The sequence below is a fragment of the Niveispirillum sp. genome (genome assembly GCF_017996735.1).
Taxonomy (GTDB): Bacteria; Pseudomonadota; Alphaproteobacteria; order Azospirillales; family Azospirillaceae; genus Niveispirillum.
On sequence record NZ_JAGOGJ010000030.1, the window covers coordinates 31,626 to 51,868 of the forward strand.

A 20,243-nucleotide genomic window follows, 5' to 3' on the forward strand; every position below is an offset into this window, starting at 1 on the left:
CGCAATGCGATGGGGCGGCTCCTGAGGTCCGCCCCATCGCCGCAACGGCCACCCTCACGCCACGGGCATCGGATAATCATCCGCGTTCAGCACCCAGCCCTTCTCCGAGAAATCGACACGCGGCGGGCTGAAAATATCGATCAACTGGCAGGGGGCCGGGGGTAGCGACTGTGACGTGTGGATGGCCGGCGGCGGGATCACCGTCATGGACGGCGCCCGGCAGAACAGTTCGGCATCCTTGCGCCAGATCGCCTTGTTCGCCGTCCAGGGCCAACGGATATAGTGGATATAATCGCCCAGCAGCGACAGCGAACATTGCTCGAAATCATCATGATGGTGGGGCGACATCTTGTTGGGGTCGCGCGGCTCCAGGGCTGGCGGCATGACGTTCACCATCATGTTGGTGGAGCGGTAGATGCGGCCGAACCGGCCCGGCACGTCGGGCGGGTCCATGGGATAGACCCGCAGTTTGAAGCCGCCCACCGGATCTGGCCAGGCCCGGAACGGCGGGATATTTGGATGCGCCGCCGCGTAGGATTCACGATTGTGGCATAGCGCCACAAGTTCGGGGGACTGGGTGCTGAACAGCCGGATGATCACCCCCCCCGCCTTCACGCGCACAGCGCTGCGGCCCGGCGGGATGATGGCGAGCTTGTGGGCCACGTCAATGGCGCTGCCGGCGTCCGTATCGATATCGATCCGCACATCCTCGCGCGGCAGGAACAACATATATTCGTCCGGCTGGCTACTGCGCTCCAGCATGGCGCCCGTGTCTGCCTCCGTATAGGCGACGATGAAGTTCTGGCCCCTGCCATACCATGTCCGGTAGCCCGCTCCGGTGTCCGATGGTGGCACCTCATGAAACTCAATCATATCGGCATCGGCGTAATCGGTCACGGGCACCTTGGCACGAGGCGCCGATGCCAGGGTCGAACGAAGATCGGAACTGTCATACATGGTCCGTTTCCTTGATCCGGGGCGGGCCGAGACCCGCGATTGACGATAGCGGGTTTCGCCTAACCATCCATCCTGCGTCCCGCCGTTTCCCGCGTGAAGAATACCCACAGGCAGGTGACGCCGATGGCCAGGACGCCCAACAGCAGGAAGATAAGGTTGGCCGAACCACCGGCCGACAGGATGAAACCGATCACGATGGGGTTGATCATCGATCCGGCACGGGCGAAGGAACTGGAGAAGCTCATGGCCACGGCACGCACGCGGGTCGGATAGATCTCCGCCGTATAGGGCCACAGCGTTGTGATGGCGGCACTGATCCCCATCTGCCCGGACACGATCAGTGCCACCAGCAGTGGGCGCGGCAGTTCGGGCGAAGCCGCGATTGCCAGGAAGACCAGCGTCGACAGGCTGGTGCCCGTGATGGCCACGCGCCGCCGCCCGAACCGGTCCAGCAACACGCCGACCAGCGGCAGCGTCACGACATAAAGCACGCTGGCGATGCCCGCCACCTGCAGGCTGAGTTGCAAGGGGAAATTGAAGCGTGAGACATAGAGCGTCGGCATCCAGGTCGACAGGCTCCAACTGACGAAAGAAGTCATCAGCCACAAGAACATGCCCAGAATGGTCCGCCGGCGCAGGTCGCCCCGGAACAGGTCCAGGATGCTGCCCTTCTGTTCAGCGCCATCGGGAACGGCATAGGCGCGATCCTCCACCGGCGGCACATCGATCCGGCCGAGGGCGGCGTTCACCGCCCCGATGCCCCTCCGTCGCGCCAGCCATAGCGGCGATTCCGGCAACAGCGCCACAACGACGGACACCAGCAGCAGCGGGAAGACACCGATGGCCACGACCACCCGCCAGCCCAAATGCGGCACGATCATCCAACTCAGCATCGATGCCCACATCCATCCCGACAGCATGAACATCTCGAAGATCGAGAAGAAACGGGCGCGGGAAGAGGTGGGGGCCAGTTCGTTGATATAGGCGATGGCCACGGGCGTCACCCCGCCCAGCAGCAGCCCCTGGCAGAAACGCAGCGCCATGAAGGCATGGTATCCCGGTGCCACGGCGCAGCCCGCCGCGAACAGGGCGATGAAGGACACGCACCAGACCACCACGCGCAGCCGGCCGAACCTCTCCGCCACCGGCCCCATGGCCAGGGCACCGATCAACTGCCCGGCATAACCGGCGGAAACCAGGGTGCCGATGGCGACAGGCGTCAACTGCCATTCGGCCGATAGAAGCGGCATGATGAAGGACAGGATCGCGATGTCCCAGAAATCGAACAGCAGCGTGACGCCCAGCAGCACCGGCGGCCTCCACCGCGACCGCCAGCCGCGCGCCCCGTCGATGGACCGGATGATGGCGCCTTCGAGCGTTTGCCCCGGCTGTTCCGTAGCAGCGTGTTGCACTTGGCGTTTCCTTTTCAGTCGGGAACGGCAGACATCTCCGCCGCCTTACCCCAGATAAAGCCGCAGGCCCGTGCGGGAGATCGCCAGCCGGTCTGCGGGATCAGGCACAGTCAGGCGAAAATCGGCCAGGACCGACGGATAATCGACGGCACCCTCATGCCCAACGAAGGGCGCATCGCTGCCCCAGAGCAGGCGGGACGTACCAACCTTCCGCAGCAGCAGGGCAGCGGCATCCACGCCAAGCTGCGGCGATGCCAGCCGGAAAACGGCGGAGACCTTGATCCAGATCCCGCCGGACTGCGCCGCGCGCAAGATGGCATGGAAGGCGGAACCGGGCTCCAGATCACCCGGCAGGATATCGGCGAAATGGTCGATCACCAGATCATTGCCCTGTGCCACCAGCGGCGGCAGCAAGGGCGCGATTCTGGCCGCCGGGGCCGCAACATGCACATGCATACCCAGGTCCCGCAGCCGCCGGAACAGGACCTGCCAATCATGCCGCATCAGGTCCGGCAAGGGCCGGTCACGCCCCAGCATCAGCCGGATGCCCACAACCCCGTCATCGCGCAGCGCCCGCAGCGTGTAGAAATCGATGGAGGGTGACACGATGGCCGTGCCCCGCAGCCGCCGGTGCGTCCGCAGGCAAGCGCACATATAATCGTTATACTCGCCATAAAGGCTGATCCCGGCGATCACCCCGAAAGGAATGTCGTGGGCATCGAGCAGGGCCAGATAGCGTTCCACAGGGAAATCATAGGCAGGTCGTGTCCAGGCCGTCTCGGTCAGCGGAAAATCGGCCTGGAAGATATGCGCATGACAGTCGATCAGCGGCGCATCGGCTGCCGCCCTGGTCGCTTCCATCCTGTCCTCCCAATCTTATTGGCGGCTATTCTATCCGCGCGGACCGCCGGGGATAACACCCGATCCCGGAAATAAGTTGTCAAGCCTGGCTGAACATTGTTGACTGACCGGATAAAAACATCATCGGCACCAGGGGAGGAAACGGTTCATGCGGGGACCGGATTTCATGGAACTACGCGCGTTCGAGCTGGTGGCCCGCTATCGCAGCTTCTCACGCGCCGCCGATCAGTTGGACATGTCACGGTCGGCCTTGAGCCTGCTCGTCAAGAATCTTGAACAACGGGTGGGCGTGCAATTGCTGAACCGCACGACCCGCAGCGTCGCCCCGACGGAAGCCGGACAGGTGCTGCTGCAACGGCTGGGCCCGGCCCTGCTGGAACTGGTCAGTGTCGTGGATGATATCGGGGAATTCCGTGACAAGCCGGCAGGCATCGTGCGAGTGCTGTGCTGTCCCTTGGGCGCGTCGCTGTGCCTGGAGCCACATCTTGCGAAACTGTCGACCGCATATCCTGATATCAAGCTGGAAATATGCATCGGCAACAATACAGCCGATCTGGTGGCCGAAGGGTTCGATGCGGCGGTGCGGATGGACGGCACCATCGAAAAGGACCTGACGGCCTTGAAGCTGAGCCATGGTCACAGCCTGATCGCCGTGGCCGCCCCCACCTACCTGAACGCGCGGGCCCGCCCGGCGGAAGCCCGGGACCTGGAACGGCACAAATGCATCTCCGTGCGGCGGGAGGGACAGAAATATCCCGGAATCTGGCGCCTGACGGATGCCGATGGCGGCGAACAGCCGGTATCGCCTGGCGGCGGACTGCTGGTCAATGACGACCGGCTGGCCATCTCCGCCGCCGTCAACGGGCTGGGGATTGCCCTGGTGGTAGACGAACTGGCGGCCCCGTCCATCCGGCGCGGCGAGTTGGAACCCGTGCTGCCGGCGCTGCGCACGTCCCTTGCCGGCTTCTATCTCTGTTACCCCAAGCCCCAGCATATCAGCCGGGCCTTCCGCGGCTTCCTCAGTTTCCTGAAACAGGCGCGGCATGCGCGGCTGAAGTCCGGCGGAGCGGCACTGTAGAGTCTGGCTCGACAAGCCATTCGTCCATCGCGGCTTAATGGCGTCCGACAATTGCGATAGGCCTATGGGGTCCCTCAAAGGGAAAAGAATGGTTTGAAGAAGGAAGTTCTCCCATGGCGAGGTCACGTCACCTCCTGCATCCGGAGCTTCTGGACCTGCTGAAGACCAAGCCGACCAACGATCTGTCCCAGGCCGGTCTGGAACAGATCCGCTCCGCCTCCCGGAAGCTGGTGGAAGCCGAAAAGGCCTTCCGGCAACTCTATCCGGTGGAAAGCGACGTCAGCGTCAGTGAACAATTCACGGCAGGTTCCGAGCCCGATGCGCATCCCGTGCGGATGCTGGTCTACACACCGCCACCGGCTGCCGGAGCCGGACGGCTTCCCTGCTACCTCTCGATCCATGGCGGCGGCTATGTCCTGGGCAACCCGGACCAGCATGACCACCAGCACCGGGCCTTGTCGCGCGAACAGAGCTGCGTCGTGGTGGCGCCCGCCTACCGGCTGGCGCCGGAACATCCCTATCCGGCGGGGCTGAATGATTGTCTGGCGGCACTGCGCTGGGTCCTGGACCATGCGGACGCATTGGGCATCGACCCGGCGCGGATCGTGGTCGGCGGTGAGAGTGCCGGCGGCGGACTAGCCGCCGCCATCGCCCTGGCCATCCGCGAGGCCGGAGATATCAGGCTGGCGGGACAGGTACTGGTCTATCCCATGCTGGATGACCGGACGGGCGCCACGGCTGATGGCGGCGCCTTTACCGGCGAGTATCTTTGGACCCGCAATTCCAACCGCTTCGCCTGGCGCTGCTATCTGGGCGCAGAGCCGGGGGGTGACCCGGTGGGCCATGCCGCCCCCGCGCGGGCGGGCGACCTGTCTGCGCTGCCGCCCTGCCATATCTTCGTGGGCTCGCTGGACCTGTTCCGGGACGAGAGCATCGCCTATGCCAACCGCCTGATGGAAGCCGGCGTGCCGGCCAGCCTGCATGTCTATGCCGGCGCCTGCCATGCCTTCGACCTCGCCCCCCTGGCCAGCCTGACACGGCGCTTCCAGGCGGAATTCAACGAGGCGCTTGCCGACCTGTTCGGCCGGCCCGACGAACGGAAGAACGCTCCATGACGACCGCTTCCAGCGATAGCGCAAAAGCCACCCGCAAGCCCCCGGACTTCATCCGCAAGGCGGTCGAGCTTGCCGACCTGAATGCCCTGCGCATCGCCCTGCTACAGGCCACGGGTGACGAGGCCTTCGCCCGCATGGGGGTGGAGCGCACGCCCCTGAATGGCGGCAGTTCCTGGGTGACCACGATCGCCCCCACCGACCGGCCGGCCATGATCGAGCGGGCGCTGCATCATCTGTCGCGCCCGCTGCCCAAGCCTCCGCCCCCCACGGAGGAAGAGGTGCGGCGGCTGCTGTCGCTGTATGCCGGGCGGCCCGTTACCGACGGGGAATTCCGCCTGGGCCTGGAACAACTCGACTTTACCGATGCGATCCACCAGCGGCGGGGCAGCGTTTCCGGCCTGCCCGAAGGATTCCATGTCCTGATCATCGGTGCCGGCTTCGGTGGCGTGGTGGCGGCCATCCACCTCGCTAATCTGGGCATTCCCTATACATTGGTGGATCGGCAGTCCGGGATCGGCGGCACCTGGGCGGCCAACCGATATCCCGACGTGCGCGTCGATATCCCCAGCCATTATTACCAGTATTCGTTCGAGAAACATTATCCCTGGCGCCACCGCTTCGCCCAGGGGGCCGAGGTCCGCGACTATATCGAGAATGTAGCCGCAAAATACGGCGTGACCGACCGGTTCCAGCCGGGCGTGGAGGTCACCGGGGCTCGCTGGAATGAAGGCGAAAAACGCTGGATCGTGGATTACGTGAAGGATGGCGCGGCACGCACCATCAGCGTGAACGCCGTCATCAGCGCCGCCGGCCTGTTCAACCGCCCGCATCTGCCTGCCATACCCGGACTGGAGGGGTTCAAGGGAGCGGCGTTCCACACCACGCAATGGCCCGAAGACCTGGACCTTTCCGGCAAGCGGGTGGCGGTCATCGGCACCGGCTCAACCGGCGCGCAGCTTGTGCCCAAGATTGCGCGTACAGCGGCCAAGGTCACCATCTTCCAGCGCTCCCCCAACTGGGTGGCGCCCGCCGCCGGCTATCATGACCTGATACCGGCGGAAACGCACTGGCTGCTGGAAACCGTGCCTTGTTATTGGAACTGGTTCTCCTTCGTCAGCCATTGGCATTCGACGCAGCATCTGCCGGGCCTGCAGGTGCACGACCCGGCCTGGCAAGCCTCCGGCGGCCAGATCAGCGAACGCAACGACCGGCTGCGCGCATTTCTTGTCGACTATATCCGCGAGAAGCTGATGGGCGATGAGGCGCTGATCGCCAAATGCATCCCGGACTATGCCCCCTGGACGCGCCGCATGGTGGTCGACAACGGATGGTACGATGCGCTGCGGCGCGACAATGTCGAACTTGTCACCGCCGGCATCGACCGCGTCGAACCGGATGGCGTGATCGACCGCGACGGCACCCGCCACACGGCCGATATCATCGTGCTGAGCACCGGTTTTGCGACCGAGAATTATCTCTGGCCCATCGATTATGTCGGCCGCAACGGCACCACCCTGGCGCAGGCCTGGGGCAAGGATGGCGCCCGCGCCTATCTGGGCATGACCATGCCCGACTTCCCGAACCTGTTCATCCTGTACGGCCCCAACGGCCAGCCACGCTCGGGCGCCATCACCAAATGGCTGGAGCTTTGGGCGCGCTACGCCGTGGACGGCATCGCCTCCATGATGGAAAGCGGGGCCGGCAGCATCGAGGTGTCGAAGGAGAAGTTCGACGCCTACAACGCGGCCATGGACGCAGAGACAAAATCCCTGATCTGGGAAAGTGCCGGCCAGAGTTCCTACTATGTCAACCGGTTCGGCCGATCGAGCGTCAACATGCCCTGGACGGCCGAATATTATTATCTCCTGTCGGGCCGTTTCGATCCGGCCGACTACCGGTTCGACTGAGGGAGCGGCGCATGGTGACGCAACACGACATCCTGGGTTGCTGGCAGCTTCACGCCGCGATGGAGCAACGCGGCGGCTGCACCGGCCCCAACCCCAATTACGGAAGCAGACCCAACGGCTTCCTCTATTATCTGCCGGACGGGCGCGTGGCGGTGACCATCGCCAATGATGGCCGCAAGCCGCTGTCAGGGACCAACCGGCGGATGGCACCGGCAGAAGAACTGGCCGAGGCCGCCCGCACCTTCGATGCCTATGCCGGGCGTTTCACCCTGCTGGCCCCCGACCGGATCGTCCATCATGTCGAGGTCAGCTCCTGCCAGAACGAGGTGGGCACCGATCTGGTCCGGCAATTATCGTTGAACGGTGACCTGCTGCGGCTTGAACCGCCGCCCTTCCATGAGAATGACCAGACCATCATCCGCTGGCTGGTCTGGCGGCGGCTCTCATCCTATTGACAGTGGGTGCCCCGGTCCCGGCGAAACGGGATCGGGGCACCCTTTCTACAAGTCCTCCAGCCGCGTCCGCGCCGTTTCCCGCGACGCGACTAGCCACAGGAACAGGGCCCCCAGCGCGCAGACGCCGAATCCGGCGAAGACCACTTCCACCGATTTGGACGTCGCCAGCACCACACCCACAAACAACGGCGTACACATGGAGGCGACACGGGCGAAGGAACTGATGAAGCCGACCGCCATAGCCCGCATGGGCGTGGGGAAATTCTCCGCCGTATAGGGCCAGGTGGTCACCAGCGCCACGCCGATGCCGAATTGCCCGGCAATGACCAGCACGATCAGCAGCACGGTGCCCGTCTGTGGCAGGGAGGCCAGGGACAGCAGACCGGCGGCACTGACAGCGGCCCCCGCCATGGCCATCGGCCGCCGCCCGATCCGGTCGATCAGCAGGGCCGGCAACACCGGCACGAACAGCGACACGACGCTGGCGATGGCCACATAGCGCAGCGCTTCTTCCACCGGAAAGTCGAACACGGTGACATAAAGCGACGGCACCCAGGTGGTCAGCCCGAAACTGGTGAAGGAACTGAGGAACCAGATCGTCACCAGCACCAGCGTGCGCAGCCGGTATTTCGCACCGAACAAGGCGGAAACGGGGATGGCAGGCGCTTCCTCCCGCACGGACCGGGCGGAATCCACCCCGACCGGAAGACCATCGGCCCGTCCCCCCGCCCCCAGCCGGGCCAACGCCTTGCGCACATCGCTCTCCCGTCCGGCCCGCGCCAGCCAACGCGGGGATTCCGGCAATGTCGCCAGCATCACGGGCAACAGCAGCAGTGGCAATGCCCCCAGCCCGAACATCCAGCGCCAGCCCAGATGCGGAACGATGAACGTGCTGGCGATGGCCGCGGCGGTATAACCGCTGAGACACAGGAACTGGAAGGTCCCGAAATAGCGCCCGCGCGTGGCCGTGGGCGCCAGTTCGTTAATGTAGGTGACAGCCACCGGCAGGGCGCCGCCGATGGCCAGCCCCTGCAGGAAGCGCGCCGGCAGCAGCGTTTCGTAATTGGGACAGATGGCACAGATCACGCCCAGAAGGCACATGGCGGTCACCGCCCAGGCGATGACAGGCAGGCGCCCGAACCGTTCCGCCAGCCCGCCCATGGTCAACGCACCGATCAACTGCCCGGCATAGCCGGCGGAGATCAGCGTGCCCATGGCAACGGGATCCAGACGCCATTCCTTGACCAGCACCGGCAGCACATAGGCAATGGCGGCACTGTCCCAGGAATCAAACAGCATGACAAAGCCCAGCAGCAGCGGCGGCCACCAGCGCAGGCGGAAGGTACGAAGCTCGTCCAGCACCGTGCCCACGGCAGCTTCGAGCGCATTGGCCGGTGCGACCGGCGATGCGGAGCCACCCCCGCTCATGCGCCGAAAATCCGGGCCGTCGTGCCGGACAGAAAGGCCTGCCGTTCTTCGGCGCTCAACAAGGCGGCCGCCTCCTTGGCTTCCGCCACCTTATGATCATAGGGCCGCCGGCTCTGGCCGACATCGGACCCCCACATCATCCGGCCGGCCCCGAACCGGTCGGCCAGACGGCGAACATAGGTGGCGGCATCGCCCCCCTTCTCCGCCAACCGGTCCAGGTTGATCTCGGTGAATTTCAACAGCACGTTCTCCAGCGTCTCGAACCGGCCGATCGTGTCGGCGATGCCGAAATCAGGGCCGTCCGGCATCATCACCTCCACGCCTAGCGCCCGCTCGCGCCCCACCTCGAAATTGGAGGCGTTGTAGGGAGTCCCCGTATGGTCGATGATAATGGGAAGCGATGGATAGGTGCGTGCCAGGAATTCCAGGGCCGGCAGCGCCCAGGCCAGATGGCGGCGGAAGATGATGATGGTGACCGAAACGCCCAGATCCGCCGCCGTCTGCCAGGATTTCAGGGCGTTGCGCGAATTCATCCAGGCCGTGTCGTAATCCTCGATATAGGTCTGCGCGAAGCGCACGCCGCGCACACCCTGGTTGCGGACCATGTCGGTCATGATCTCGGGTGTGGCCGGGTCCTGCGCATCCAGCATCACCACCGACACGAACCGGTCGGGATGGCGTTTGGCGCTGTCGATGATATAGCGGTTATCATAGCCATAGACATGGCCGCGCTGCACCAGACAAGCCTTGCCCACGCCCAGCCGGTCCATCTCCCCCACCAGCCATTCAGCGGTGACGGCATAGTCGATGCGGCCGGGCATGGCGGCACCCCGCAGCGGCGACGGTGGATAGGTTCCCCAATCGTCGGAAATCAGGTGGGCGTGACTGTCGAACAGGATATCGGTCATCGTTTCCTCGAAGGGCAGGCGCTTCATTCTTCCACCGGAACCTTGCAAAGCCGGCGTTCCACGACAGTCTAGCCACTGCCGTAACCGACACCCATGCTATTAATTGGCCCACCATAACCAGATGGTATACTGGGCCGAATGCTCCACCCTCCCCGCACGGGGATTGCAGAGTATAATCAGGATGTATGCAATTCTGTTCACCTCTGCCGATCCGGCATCCTGAACCGGGAGATGCGCTTGAAGCTTCAGCAATTGCGATATGTCCTGGAGATCGTGCGGCAGGGTAACCACCTGTCGGCCGCTGCCGCTGCGCTCAACACCTCCCAACCGGGGGTCAGCCGGCAGATCCAGCTTCTGGAAATCGAGCTGGGGTTTGAGATCTTCGTGCGCACGCGCAACCGCATCGTCGGTCTGACGGAGCCGGGGGAGATCGTCGTTTCCATCGCCCAGCGCATCGCCACCGACATTGCCGCGCTGAAGACCCTGAAAAACGATATGCATTCGGGCAACCGCGGCGCCTTCACCATCTGCAGCACCCACAGCCAGGCCCGCTATATCCTGCCTCGGGTGGTGGAACAGTTTGCCAGCCGCTATCCCGAGGTACGGCTGCAATTGAAGCAGGGCGATCCGGAGGAGATTTGCGCCTTGGTTGAGGCGGGCGAGGCTGATCTGGCCGTCTGCACCGAAACCAAGCGTCCTTTCCCCAATCTAGTGAAGTTGGACTGTTTCGAACTGAAGCGCTGCATCGTGGCCAAGCGTGGGCATCCAATCCTGTCGGTACCCGAACTGACCTTGGCGGAAATCGCCAAGTATCCGCTCATCACCTATGATGAACGATATAGCGGGCGTTGGAAGATGATGAAGGCCTTCGCCGATGCCGGTTTGGAGCCTAAGATCGCCATGAGTGGCATCGACGCGGATGTGTGCAAAACCTATGTCGCCCTGGGCCTTGGCATCGCCATCCTAGGCACCATCGTCTTCGACCCCAACCGTGATGACGGCATCGAAGCCCGTGACGCGGATGACCTGCTGCCGTCCAGCACGATCCAGATCGCCCTTCGACCGAACACTTATCTGCGTCCCTACCTGCTGGATTTCATCCAGTCGGTCGCGCCCGAACTGACCCCGTCGGTCGTGCGGCGAACCATTCGGGAGTTCCAGGGGCCGGCCATTTGAAAATGTCGACATCGCCTCCGCGCGCCGAAACACTTAAACCGCAGCTCTCACCGGATGAGCATGCTCATTTCACTCTCAGCTGTTAACTGTATGTTACCTGCGAGGTCGGTGACAGGTTGGCCCTGAAATGACAAGATCCGCTGATTCTTGTTGAGAATCAGTGATTTAAGCGATGAATGCGGGGGCTCGCCTTGACCGACGGTATGACAACTTATTCGTGAATATCTGAAAAGGCAATTCCCCATTGGAAGGGGCGCTTTTGCCCACTCTACGACCGAGATGGGGGGCCGGAAGCGGACGGGCGGGCGTTCGCGTTTCAGCTCAAGCTGTGCGCGTACCACGGCAGCCCCTGCATGATGGACGCGGATCGACCGGTTCAGCCGACAGCTTCACCTGCTCACCCCGACCAGACAGTTCGAAGGCCGAAGGCTCCGGCGATTGAAGTCGTTCGCGATTGGCTCAAGAACGGTGGCCTCCGGCTGGTCCGTCAAACCATCGACCGGCAGCATAAGCGATCGTTACGGCTGCGCCACGTTCCACCTAGCATGGGGCATCACGAAACTGCGTCAGATATCGAACCTCACCCCCTGGGCCAGCGGCAGGGTGCGGCCGTAATTCACCGTATTGGTCGCGCGCCGCATATAGGCCTTCCAGGCGTCGGACCCGGACTCGCGCCCGCCACCCGTCTCCTTCTCGCCACCGAAGGCCCCGCCGATCTCCGCACCCGAAGGGCCGATATTGACATTGGCGATGCCGCAATCCGACCCGCGGACGGACAGGAAGGTTTCCGCCTCCCTTATATCGTTGGTGAAGATCGCGGAGGACAGGCCCTGGGGCACGGCATTGTGCTGTGCCAGAACCGCGTTGAAATCGCTGTAGCGCATCACATAGAGGATCGGCGCGAAGGTCTCCTTCTCCACCGGCCCGCACTGTCCGGCGATCTCGACCAGGGCCGGGCGGACATAATAGGTGTCTGGGCCGAAGCCCGCCTCCACACGATCACCACCGCACAGGATACCGCCAGCGGCCAAAGCCTCGGCCAGGGCCGCCTGCTGCGCCTGGAAAGCCTGCCGGTCGATCAGTGGGCCGACAAGATTGCCCTCCAGCAGCGGGCTGCCCACCGGCACGCTCGCATAGGCCTGCTTCAGGCGCGGTACGAAGCTGTCATAGAGGCTGTCATGGACGAACAGGCGGCGCAGGCTGGTGCAGCGCTGGCCGGCCGTGCCCATCGCCGCGAAGGCGATACCGCGCAGCGCCAGGTCCAGATCGGCCGTCGGCGCCACGATCGCGGCATTGTTGCCACCCAGTTCCAGGATGGCGCGGGCGAAGCGCGCAGCCAGTCGGGGACCGACGACACGCCCCATCGCCGTCGACCCGGTGGCCGACACCAGCGGCACATGGTGATGATCGACCAGCACCTCCCCCACTGCGCGCCCGCCGATCAGCAGACCGGACAGGCCTTCAGGAACCTCCCCGCCATCGGCGCGAAACCGGTCCACGGCGCGGGCGAACAAGGCATCGACAGCCAGTGCCGTCAGTGGCGTCTTCTCCGACGGCTTCCACACCACCGCATTGCCCGCCACCAGCGCCAGGGCGGCGTTCCAGGCCCAGACGGCCACGGGGAAATTGAAGGCGGAGATGATGCCGGTGACGCCCAGCGGATGCCAGGTCTCCATCATCCGGTGTTCCGCCCGTTCCGTGGCGATGGTCAACCCATGCAGCTGGCGCGACAGACCCACGGCGAAGTCGCAGATATCGATCATCTCCTGCACCTCGCCCAGCCCTTCGGAGATGATCTTACCGGCCTCGATGGAGACAAGGCGGCCCAGCGCCTGCTTGTGGGCGCGCAGTTCCTCTCCCAGCAGGCGCAGCAATTCCCCCCGCCGGGGGGCCGGCACCAGCCGCCATTGCAGGAAGGCCTGATGGGCAGCATCGATGACCGCAGCCGCTTCCGCCGCATCGGCGTCGCGCACCCGCGCCAGGATTTCCCCGCTGACCGGTGAGCGGGCGGCCAGGGTGCCGCCCTGATGGCGATGCTTGTCCACGCCGAACCGGTCCAGCATGGACAGGGTCTCGGCAACCAGGGAAGTCGAGGTGGGTGACATGATGCGGTTCCTCATGGATGAAGGGAGTTCGGCAGATGAGCCAGCAACGCCTCCGCCGGATGGCGGGGCCGGAAGTCCGCCATCCGGCGGGTCTGGCAACGACAGGAAAAGCCGGTGGCAAGCACGCGGTCGGCCGGGATGCCGGCCAGTTTCGGCCGCCAGCTCATCTCGAACAGCCGGGACGACAGTTCGGCATGTTCCCGCTCATGCCCGAACAGGCCGGCCATGCCGCAGCAGCCCGTCGCCTGGACCTCCAGAGTCAGGCCGAAGGCGGCGAAGATGCCCTGCCAGTGTCGGGGGGCGCGGGGTGTTGATGTCCGTTCCGTGCAATGCGTGAACAGGCGGAAGGGGGCGTCCGCCCACGCCCCTTTCGGCACCCGGATACGCCCGGCGGCGATCTCCCCCGCCAGGAAATCCTCCAGCGCCAGGATGCGCCTTCCGTCGGCGCGGGGTGGTGCGTCCTGGCGGTATTCATGATCCTGCATCAGCAGGGCTACCGGTTCGATCCCGATGACCGGCAGGCCGGTTTCCAGCAACCGGCCCTGGAAATCGCGCGCCGCCTGCGCCACACCCGCGAACCGGTCCAGAATGCCCAGCACATGCAGGGCCTTGCCGTTGGGTCGCGCGGCGATCTGATGGACCCTGAAACCGAGCGCTGACAGCAGGTCGCGCACCGCATGCACCGTGGCCCCATCGAAACTGCCGGTAAACGTATCCTCCAGCAGCAGCACGGTTCGCGCCTTTTCAGCCTGAGAGAACCCGGACCAAATGGCAAGGTCGGCGGAGGACGGGGAACGCCCGCCCTTTGCCGGATCGATCCGGGGCAGGTCGATCAGGCCGAACCGGCGACGCAACGGACCTGACGCCCATCGCAACAGCAGGTTGGCCACGCCGGGCAAGCGGCAGGCGACCGGCAGGAACATTTCCAGGCGCGCCACCAGATGGTCGCGCAATGGCCGGCGGCGGCGCTGGTGGAAGGCGTGCAGGAAGCGGGACCGCATGGATGGGATATCGACCTTGACCGGGCATTGCCCCGCGCAGGCCTTACAGGACAGGCAGGTCGCCAAGGCGGCATGCACCTCCCCTTCGAACGCTTCCAGGGTGTCGGGTGCGGTGGGTCGGCTTTTCAGCCGCGCCCATTCCCGCAACAGGGCGGCACGGCCCTTCGGCGATTGCCGCCGGTCGCGCGTCACCTTGTAGGACGGGCACATCGCATCGTCGGCATCCCAGTTGAAACAGGCGCCATTGCTGTTGCAGGCGATGGCCTTTTCAAAGGGCTGGGCCAGGGAAGGCCCGATCTGCCGGTCGAAACCGCCCCGGAACGGAACGCCGTCGATCCGGTCGACCGGCTTGGCCGCATCGGGCGAGGTCAGCTTGCCTGGGTTCAGCAGGTTCAGCGGATCGGCGGCCCGCTTGATGCGGCAAATCTCCGCATAGAGTACCGGCCCGAAGAACAAGGGCGAATATTCGCCCCGGAAGCCCCGCCCATGTTCGCCCCACAGCAGGCCGCCATGTTTGGCGGCCAGTGCCGCCACCGCGTCGGAGATGGGGCGGATCAGGGCGGCATCGGCGGGGTCGCGCATATCCAGCGCCGGGCGGACATGCAGGCACCCGACATCGGCGTGCCCGAACATGCCGTAACCCAGCCCATGGCCATCCAGGATGGCGCGGAAGCCGGTGATGAAATCGACCAGCCGTTCCGGCGGCACCGCCGCATCCTCGACAAACGGTGTACCCTGACGCAACCCATCCAGCCGGCCCAGCAGGCCGACCGCCTTTTCCCGCAAGGACCAGAGCTGGGCGATGGTGGCGGGATCGCGCACGATGGCCCAATCCAGCACCGTCCCCGCGCCCGCATCCAGCAGCGCCGACAGCCGGCCCAGCGCCCGGTCCAGCTGCGCCGGTCCATCGGCCACGAACTCCACGATATTCAGCCCGCCGACCGGCGATGTCGCAGGACCACCCAGAACACCGTCGATATCGGTCCAGACCGGATCCTGGCGCGCCAGGCGCAGGATCTTGTCGTCCAGGATCTCGATGGCCGCTGGCTCCGTCGCCAACAACCGTTCAATATCGGCCAGCGCACCATCGAAGGCCCCGTAACGGATGCCGACAAGCGCCCGGCAGGCGGGAATGGGCCGGACGCGCAGGATCAGGCGCGTGGTGACGGCCAGCGTCCCCTCCGACCCCGCCAGCAGATAATGCAGCCGGAACATCCCGTCCCCGCCCACGACATTCTGAAGATTGTAACCGGTCAGGCCCCGGTTCATGCGGGGAAACACCTCCGCGATCAGGTCGCGGTGGCGGCTGACGACGCGATGCACCTCGCGATAAAGCCTCCCCGCCAGATCATCCTGTCGCAGGACCAGCCGCAGTGCGGCGCGGTCAAGGGCCCGTACGCAATGGCTGGAGCCGTCGGCCAGCACGACCTCCATCTCCTCGATATAGTCCGAGGTCTTGCCATAGATCCGGGAGCCCTTTCCCGACGCATCGGTGGCCACCATGCCGCCCAGCGTGGCGCGCGACGCGGTGGACACGGTGGGCGGAAAGAACAGGCCGTGAGGCCGCAGGAAGGCGTTCAACTGGTTCAGCACCACGCCCGGCTGCACGGTGACGGTCAGCCGTTCCAGGTCCAATCCCTCGATCCGGTTCATGTGGTGCGAGGTGTCGATGACCACGCCTGCGGTCAGCGACTGCCCGTTCGTGCCGGTCCCGCCGCCCCGGGGCGCCAGGGGTATGGGGCCGTCGGGCGCGGACGCGGCCAGTCTGACGATCAGGGCGATATCCTCCCCGTCGCATGGGAACAGCACGGCGGCGGGCGGGCGCTGATAGATGCTGTTGTCGGTGGCGAACACCGTGCGGGTCGCATCATCATCGGCGATATCGCCACGATACCCGCCATCCCGCAGCGCCGCCAGGAACCGGGCGATCGATTCCACCCTCACGCCTCCGCCCTGAACGGCAGGTCCGGGTCCAGGCCCAGCCGTGCCAGCGCCTTGCGGATCGACAAAGCCTGCGCCTCGGCATAAAGCGCCATCTCATCCTGGATGGACGCCCCCAGCGCATGTTCCAGCGACGCGCGGTTGGACCGCTCGTCATAATGACGCTGCTCCCCTGCTCCCAGATTGGACTGGAAGATACCGGCGGCACTGACCGGCAGAAAATCCTCATAAGTGATGGGCTCATAGCCCAGATATCCTTGGGTCACGAGGTGATCCACCGATGGGGCCGACACTCTATCGGCAACCGCCTCCAGTCCGGCCGGAGTGGGGAAATAGCAGAAGAAGGCCAGTTCCCGATCGCGCAGCATCCGCCAATCGTCGGGGAAGGACCGGAACCGCACCTTCAGGGCGGCGTCATGATCGCCTGTCTGCGCATCCCGCCGCGCCGCCATCAGCAACTCGTCATAGAGCGCACGGCCCTTGGGCGTCAGGGCCGCCCCGCGCTGTTCGATCTCCCCGAACCGGGCCGTGTGGGTGCCCTGCACATCGCCCTTGCCGGTGCCGAAACTGACCGGTTCCGACAGGGCCTGGAAGCTGGTCTGGCGCAGCAGGATGGGACAGGCGCGGCGCGGCGGCCCCTCGATCAGCGCCTTCGCCGCCATGCCCCGAGCGGCCATGCCCGCCTGCACCGCGTCGATATCCAGGGTGCGCGGGGTCAGGTGGTTGATATGCGGACCCCGGAAGCTGACGACATCGGCGACCAGCCGGTGTGCGTCCAATAGCGCCTTGTAGGTAGACAGGCAGACATTGGCCTGACTGTGCCAGCGGAAGGTCTCCAGCGCCTCGCGCACGAACTCGACCGCCTGATCCCGGGTCAGGCCACCCAGCGCCTCCGACGTCGCCACCAACTCCAGGGCGCGCGGCGTGAATATCCGCCGTCCCGACAGGATGGAAGCCGCCTCCACCCGCAACCCCTCATCCTCGATCAGTTCCAGGCGCAGCAACGAGGTGAAGACACGGAAGGGATTGCGGCGCAGGGCGTCGGCATCCACCGGCCGGAAGGCGGTGGAATGCACCGGCACCCCCGCCATGGACAGATCATAATAGCCGACGGGAACCATGCCCATGACCGCGAACAACCGGCGCATGTCGAACAGTTCGGCGATGCTGCCCACGCGGATGGCGCCATGGCGCTCGACATCCAGCCGAGCCAGCTCGCCATCCCGCTCCAGCCGGGCCTTCAGGGCCGGTTCGGATGCCAGCGCGTCGCCATTCACCGCCGCCACAAGGTCCAGCAGGGTGCCATATTGCGGCACCTCAGCCCGGTACATGTCCGACAGGGCGCTGGAAAACAGGCTGCGGATTTCGTCGGGCGGAACAAACGCTGTCCTCGTCATCTACGGCTCCCAAGGCGGCGGAATGAACGGGTGGGAGCTTCGTCCGGCAAGGGCCGGCAATCAAATCAGGGATTATCAAGATCCCATTCCGCAACGGAATGATCTGCAGACATGGCGCTGGCCAGGAGCCAACCTCATTCCCCGCCGGAATAATGTTTGGAACAAGTGTCGCTATGCAGGATGATGCCCATCCGCCATCGCTGTACCCGGCACCACACAATTTCCGGACTTGGGTAACGACAGATGCTGGGCAATGACCGCTCCCACGGGCTTTGGGAAAAGACCGCCCCACCACCCGGCCCCTGCACGCCCCTGACCGGGGTTGAGCGGACGGATGTGGCGATCATCGGCGGCGGCTATACCGGCCTGTCGGCAGCCCTGCACCTGGCAGAGGCCGGGGTCGCAGTCACCGTGCTGGAGGCGGTGGAGCCCGGCTTCGGCGGGGCGGGCCGCAATGTCGGGCTGGTCAATGCCGGCATGTGGGTGATGCCCGACCATCTGTCCGAAGTGCTGGGACCGGAACGGGGGCAGCGGCTGCTGGACCTGCTGGGCGACGGGCCGCGGCAGGTCTTCGCCCTGGTGGAGCGGCTGGGCATCGATTGCGAGGTGGAGAAGAACGGCACGCTGCATTGCGCAGTCGGGCTCGACGGGTTGGCGGAGATCCGGCAGCGCCAAGCGCAATGGGCGCGGCACGGCGCCCCCGTCCGGCTGCTGGATGCGGCGGAAACCCGCGCCCGCACGGGATCGGCGGCCTATGTCGGCGCCCTGCTGGATGCCCGTGCCGGCACCATCCAGCCGCTGGCCTATGCCCGTGGCTTGGCCCGATCCGCCCTGACCGCCGGTGCCCGGATCTTCACGGGCAGTCCGGTCAGGGACGCCCAGGCCCAGGGCGGGCAATGGCTTCTGTCCACCGATCGCGGCACCCTGGTGGCCGACCGGGTGATCGTGGCCACGGATGCCTATGCCAACGGCCCGTGGTCGCAGGTGCGCACCGAACAGGTGCATCTGCCCTATTTCAATGTTGCCACCCCGCCCTTACCCCCCGGCATCCGCGAGACCATCCTGCCCGGCCGCGAAGGGGCCTGGGACACGCGCGAGGTACTGAGTTCGTTCCGCATGGACCGGGCGGGGCGGATGGTGTTCGGCAGTGTCGGCGCGCTCAGCGGCACAGGCGCCGCCATCCATCGGGCCTGGGCCTACCGTGCCCTGCGCCGGATGTTCCCCCGATCGGCCCCGGCACGTTCGGGGCGGAATGGTATGGGGGGATCGGCCTGACCGACGACCACCCGCCGCGCTTCCCCCGTTTCGCCGACAATGTGATCAGCTTCAGCGGCTATAATGGCCGGGGCATCGCGCCCGGCACCGTGTTTGGCAAGCTGGCGGCGGCACTGATTCTGGGTACCGTGCAGGAGGGGGAATTGCCGTTGCCCCTGTCGCGGGTCACAAGGCCGCGCCTGGGGTGGGCCCGTGAAGCCGTCTATGAGGCCGGCGCCCAACTCGTGCATGCCGCCTCCGCCCGCTGGTGACGGGGTTCAGGCCGGCTCCCGCCCCGCCGCACTCTCCTTGACGATCCAGTCCCGGAACGCCACCAGGGGCGGATGGGCCGCTCGATCCGTCCGCCAGGCAAGATAATAGCTGCCTTCACTGCGCATCGGCAGGTCCAGGGCCGGAACCAGCTGGCCGGATCGCAATTCCTCCCGGATCAGCAGTTCGGGCAGCAGGGCCACGCCCAGCCCCGCCACCGCGGCCTGGGCGGTGGTGGCGAACTGGTCGAACAGCATGCCATGCACACCATGGGCATCGCCCCCGTGGGCCAGCAGCCATTGTTCCCAGGCATCGGGCCGGCTGGTCAGGTGAAGCAGCGGTGCGGCGCGGATATCGCCCGCCACTTTGAAAGCGAACTGATCCCTCAGGGTGGGGGCGCAGGCGGGAATGACCATCTCCGGCAGCAGCAGGGCCAAGTCCGCTCCCGGCCATTCGGCAGCACCAAAATGGATGGCGGCATCGATGGCCTCCAGCCTGAACTCGAACCGGTCGGGCCGGGTCACCAGATTGATGGTGATGCCCGGATGTGCGGCCAGGAACAGGGGCAATCGCGGCGCCAGCCAGCGGGTGCCGAAGGTCGGCAAGATCGCCAGGTTCAGCGTCCCGCCCGACGGGTTGGCCCGCAGGTTCAGTGAGGCGGTGCTGATCTGGCGCAAGGCTTCCCGGATTTCCCGGGCATAGCCGTCGCCCGCCACGGTCAGGCGGATGGTCTGGCGCTCGCGATGGAACAGCTCAACCTCAAGCTGTTCCTCCAGCGCCTTGATCTGCCGGCTGACGGCACTCTGGGTCAGGCACAGCTCGCGGGCGGCTGCCGTGATGCTGCCCGTCCGCGCCGCCGCCTCGAACGCGGACAGAAGCGGCAGGGACGGTAGGAAACGGCGGGGCGTCTGCACCAGGGATCCTTCGGATGGCGGCGACGGCTGATAGATACGGATGTCAGGCGCCATTCTCAACCAT

16 protein-coding genes are annotated in these 20,243 nt (G+C 65.4%); 7 read left to right on the forward strand and 9 right to left on the reverse strand.

What is annotated here, in order from left to right; all coding sequences use genetic code 11:
- Positions 1–54: 54 nt before the first annotated feature.
- The 3 genes from KBA48_RS12005 to KBA48_RS12015 are packed head-to-tail and all read right to left on the reverse strand — an operon-like array spanning position 55 to position 3,230.
- Positions 55–957 carry a hypothetical protein gene (locus tag KBA48_RS12005; protein ID WP_292906540.1) on the reverse strand — a complete coding sequence of 301 codons (903 nt, stop codon included), beginning with the start codon at positions 955–957 and terminating at the stop codon, positions 55–57.
- A 59-nt stretch (positions 958–1,016) separates the two neighbouring features.
- Complete coding sequence (locus tag KBA48_RS12010) at positions 1,017–2,369, reverse strand: MFS transporter (RefSeq protein ID WP_292906542.1); 1,353 nt, start codon at positions 2,367–2,369, stop codon at positions 1,017–1,019.
- A gap of 45 nt (positions 2,370–2,414) precedes the next feature.
- Positions 2,415–3,230 (reverse strand): amidohydrolase, encoded by an 816-nt coding sequence (locus KBA48_RS12015; RefSeq protein ID WP_292906544.1) that lies wholly within the window; start codon positions 3,228–3,230, stop codon positions 2,415–2,417.
- A gap of 148 nt (positions 3,231–3,378) precedes the next feature.
- On the opposite strand from KBA48_RS12015, the gene KBA48_RS12020 reads away from it, so the two are divergent.
- From KBA48_RS12020 to KBA48_RS12035, 4 genes are all read left to right on the forward strand, one after another.
- The gene (locus KBA48_RS12020; protein WP_292906568.1) at positions 3,379–4,308 is read left to right on the forward strand and encodes a LysR family transcriptional regulator; all 930 of its coding nucleotides are present in this window, start codon (positions 3,379–3,381) and stop codon (positions 4,306–4,308) included.
- Between the two features lie 113 nt (positions 4,309–4,421).
- A complete protein-coding gene (locus KBA48_RS12025) occupies positions 4,422–5,423 on the forward strand; it encodes an alpha/beta hydrolase (protein ID WP_292906570.1) in 1,002 nt (333 codons plus the stop codon).
- Positions 5,420–7,330 carry an NAD(P)/FAD-dependent oxidoreductase gene (locus KBA48_RS12030; RefSeq protein WP_292906572.1) on the forward strand — a complete coding sequence of 637 codons (1,911 nt, stop codon included), beginning with the start codon at positions 5,420–5,422 and terminating at the stop codon, positions 7,328–7,330. Before KBA48_RS12025 ends, KBA48_RS12030 begins: the two co-directional genes overlap by 4 nt.
- Positions 7,331–7,341: 11 nt before the next feature.
- Positions 7,342–7,785, forward strand: a complete 444-nt coding sequence (locus KBA48_RS12035; protein WP_292906574.1) for a lipocalin-like domain-containing protein — start codon at positions 7,342–7,344, stop codon at positions 7,783–7,785.
- A 45-nt stretch (positions 7,786–7,830) separates the two neighbouring features.
- Here the strand turns inward: KBA48_RS12035 and KBA48_RS12040 are convergent, their stop codons facing one another.
- Together KBA48_RS12040 and KBA48_RS12045 are read right to left on the reverse strand one after the other, a co-directional pair.
- Complete coding sequence (locus KBA48_RS12040) at positions 7,831–9,213, reverse strand: MFS transporter (protein ID WP_292906576.1); 1,383 nt, start codon at positions 9,211–9,213, stop codon at positions 7,831–7,833.
- Positions 9,210–10,148, reverse strand: a complete 939-nt coding sequence (locus KBA48_RS12045) for an amidohydrolase (protein ID WP_292906578.1) — start codon at positions 10,146–10,148, stop codon at positions 9,210–9,212. The genes KBA48_RS12040 and KBA48_RS12045 overlap by 4 nt, the downstream gene beginning before the upstream one ends.
- 204 nt (positions 10,149–10,352) lie before the next feature.
- Between KBA48_RS12045 and KBA48_RS12050 the strand changes: the two genes are divergently transcribed.
- Positions 10,353–11,297, forward strand: a complete 945-nt coding sequence (locus KBA48_RS12050; protein ID WP_292906580.1) for a LysR substrate-binding domain-containing protein — start codon at positions 10,353–10,355, stop codon at positions 11,295–11,297.
- Positions 11,298–11,863: 566 nt separating this feature from the next.
- Here the strand turns inward: KBA48_RS12050 and KBA48_RS12055 are convergent.
- Genes KBA48_RS12055 through KBA48_RS12065 form a run of 3 tightly spaced genes read right to left on the reverse strand, consistent with a single transcriptional unit; the run spans position 11,864 to position 17,741 of the window.
- Positions 11,864–13,360: an aldehyde dehydrogenase family protein gene (locus KBA48_RS12055; RefSeq protein WP_292906606.1), complete on the reverse strand. Its 1,497-nt coding sequence runs from the start codon at positions 13,358–13,360 to the stop codon at positions 11,864–11,866.
- 53 nt (positions 13,361–13,413) lie between these two features.
- A complete protein-coding gene (locus KBA48_RS12060) occupies positions 13,414–16,341 on the reverse strand; it encodes an FAD-binding and (Fe-S)-binding domain-containing protein (RefSeq protein ID WP_292906582.1) in 2,928 nt (975 codons plus the stop codon).
- A 2-nt stretch (positions 16,342–16,343) separates the two neighbouring features.
- A complete protein-coding gene (locus tag KBA48_RS12065; protein ID WP_292906584.1) occupies positions 16,344–17,741 on the reverse strand; it encodes a VOC family protein in 1,398 nt (465 codons plus the stop codon).
- 243 nt (positions 17,742–17,984) lie between these two features.
- Between KBA48_RS12065 and KBA48_RS12070 the strand changes: the two genes are divergently transcribed.
- Complete coding sequence (locus KBA48_RS12070; protein ID WP_292906586.1) at positions 17,985–19,016, forward strand: FAD-binding oxidoreductase; 1,032 nt, start codon at positions 17,985–17,987, stop codon at positions 19,014–19,016.
- A gap of 41 nt (positions 19,017–19,057) precedes the next feature.
- Entirely contained in the window at positions 19,058–19,267 is a 210-nt protein-coding gene (locus KBA48_RS12075; RefSeq protein WP_292906588.1) for a hypothetical protein, read from the forward strand.
- Between the two features lie 6 nt (positions 19,268–19,273).
- Here the strand turns inward: KBA48_RS12075 and KBA48_RS12080 are convergent, their stop codons facing one another.
- Positions 19,274–20,179, reverse strand: coding sequence for a LysR substrate-binding domain-containing protein (locus KBA48_RS12080; RefSeq protein WP_292906590.1), 906 nt, complete (start codon positions 20,177–20,179; stop codon positions 19,274–19,276).
- Positions 20,180–20,243: the final 64 nt, after the last annotated feature.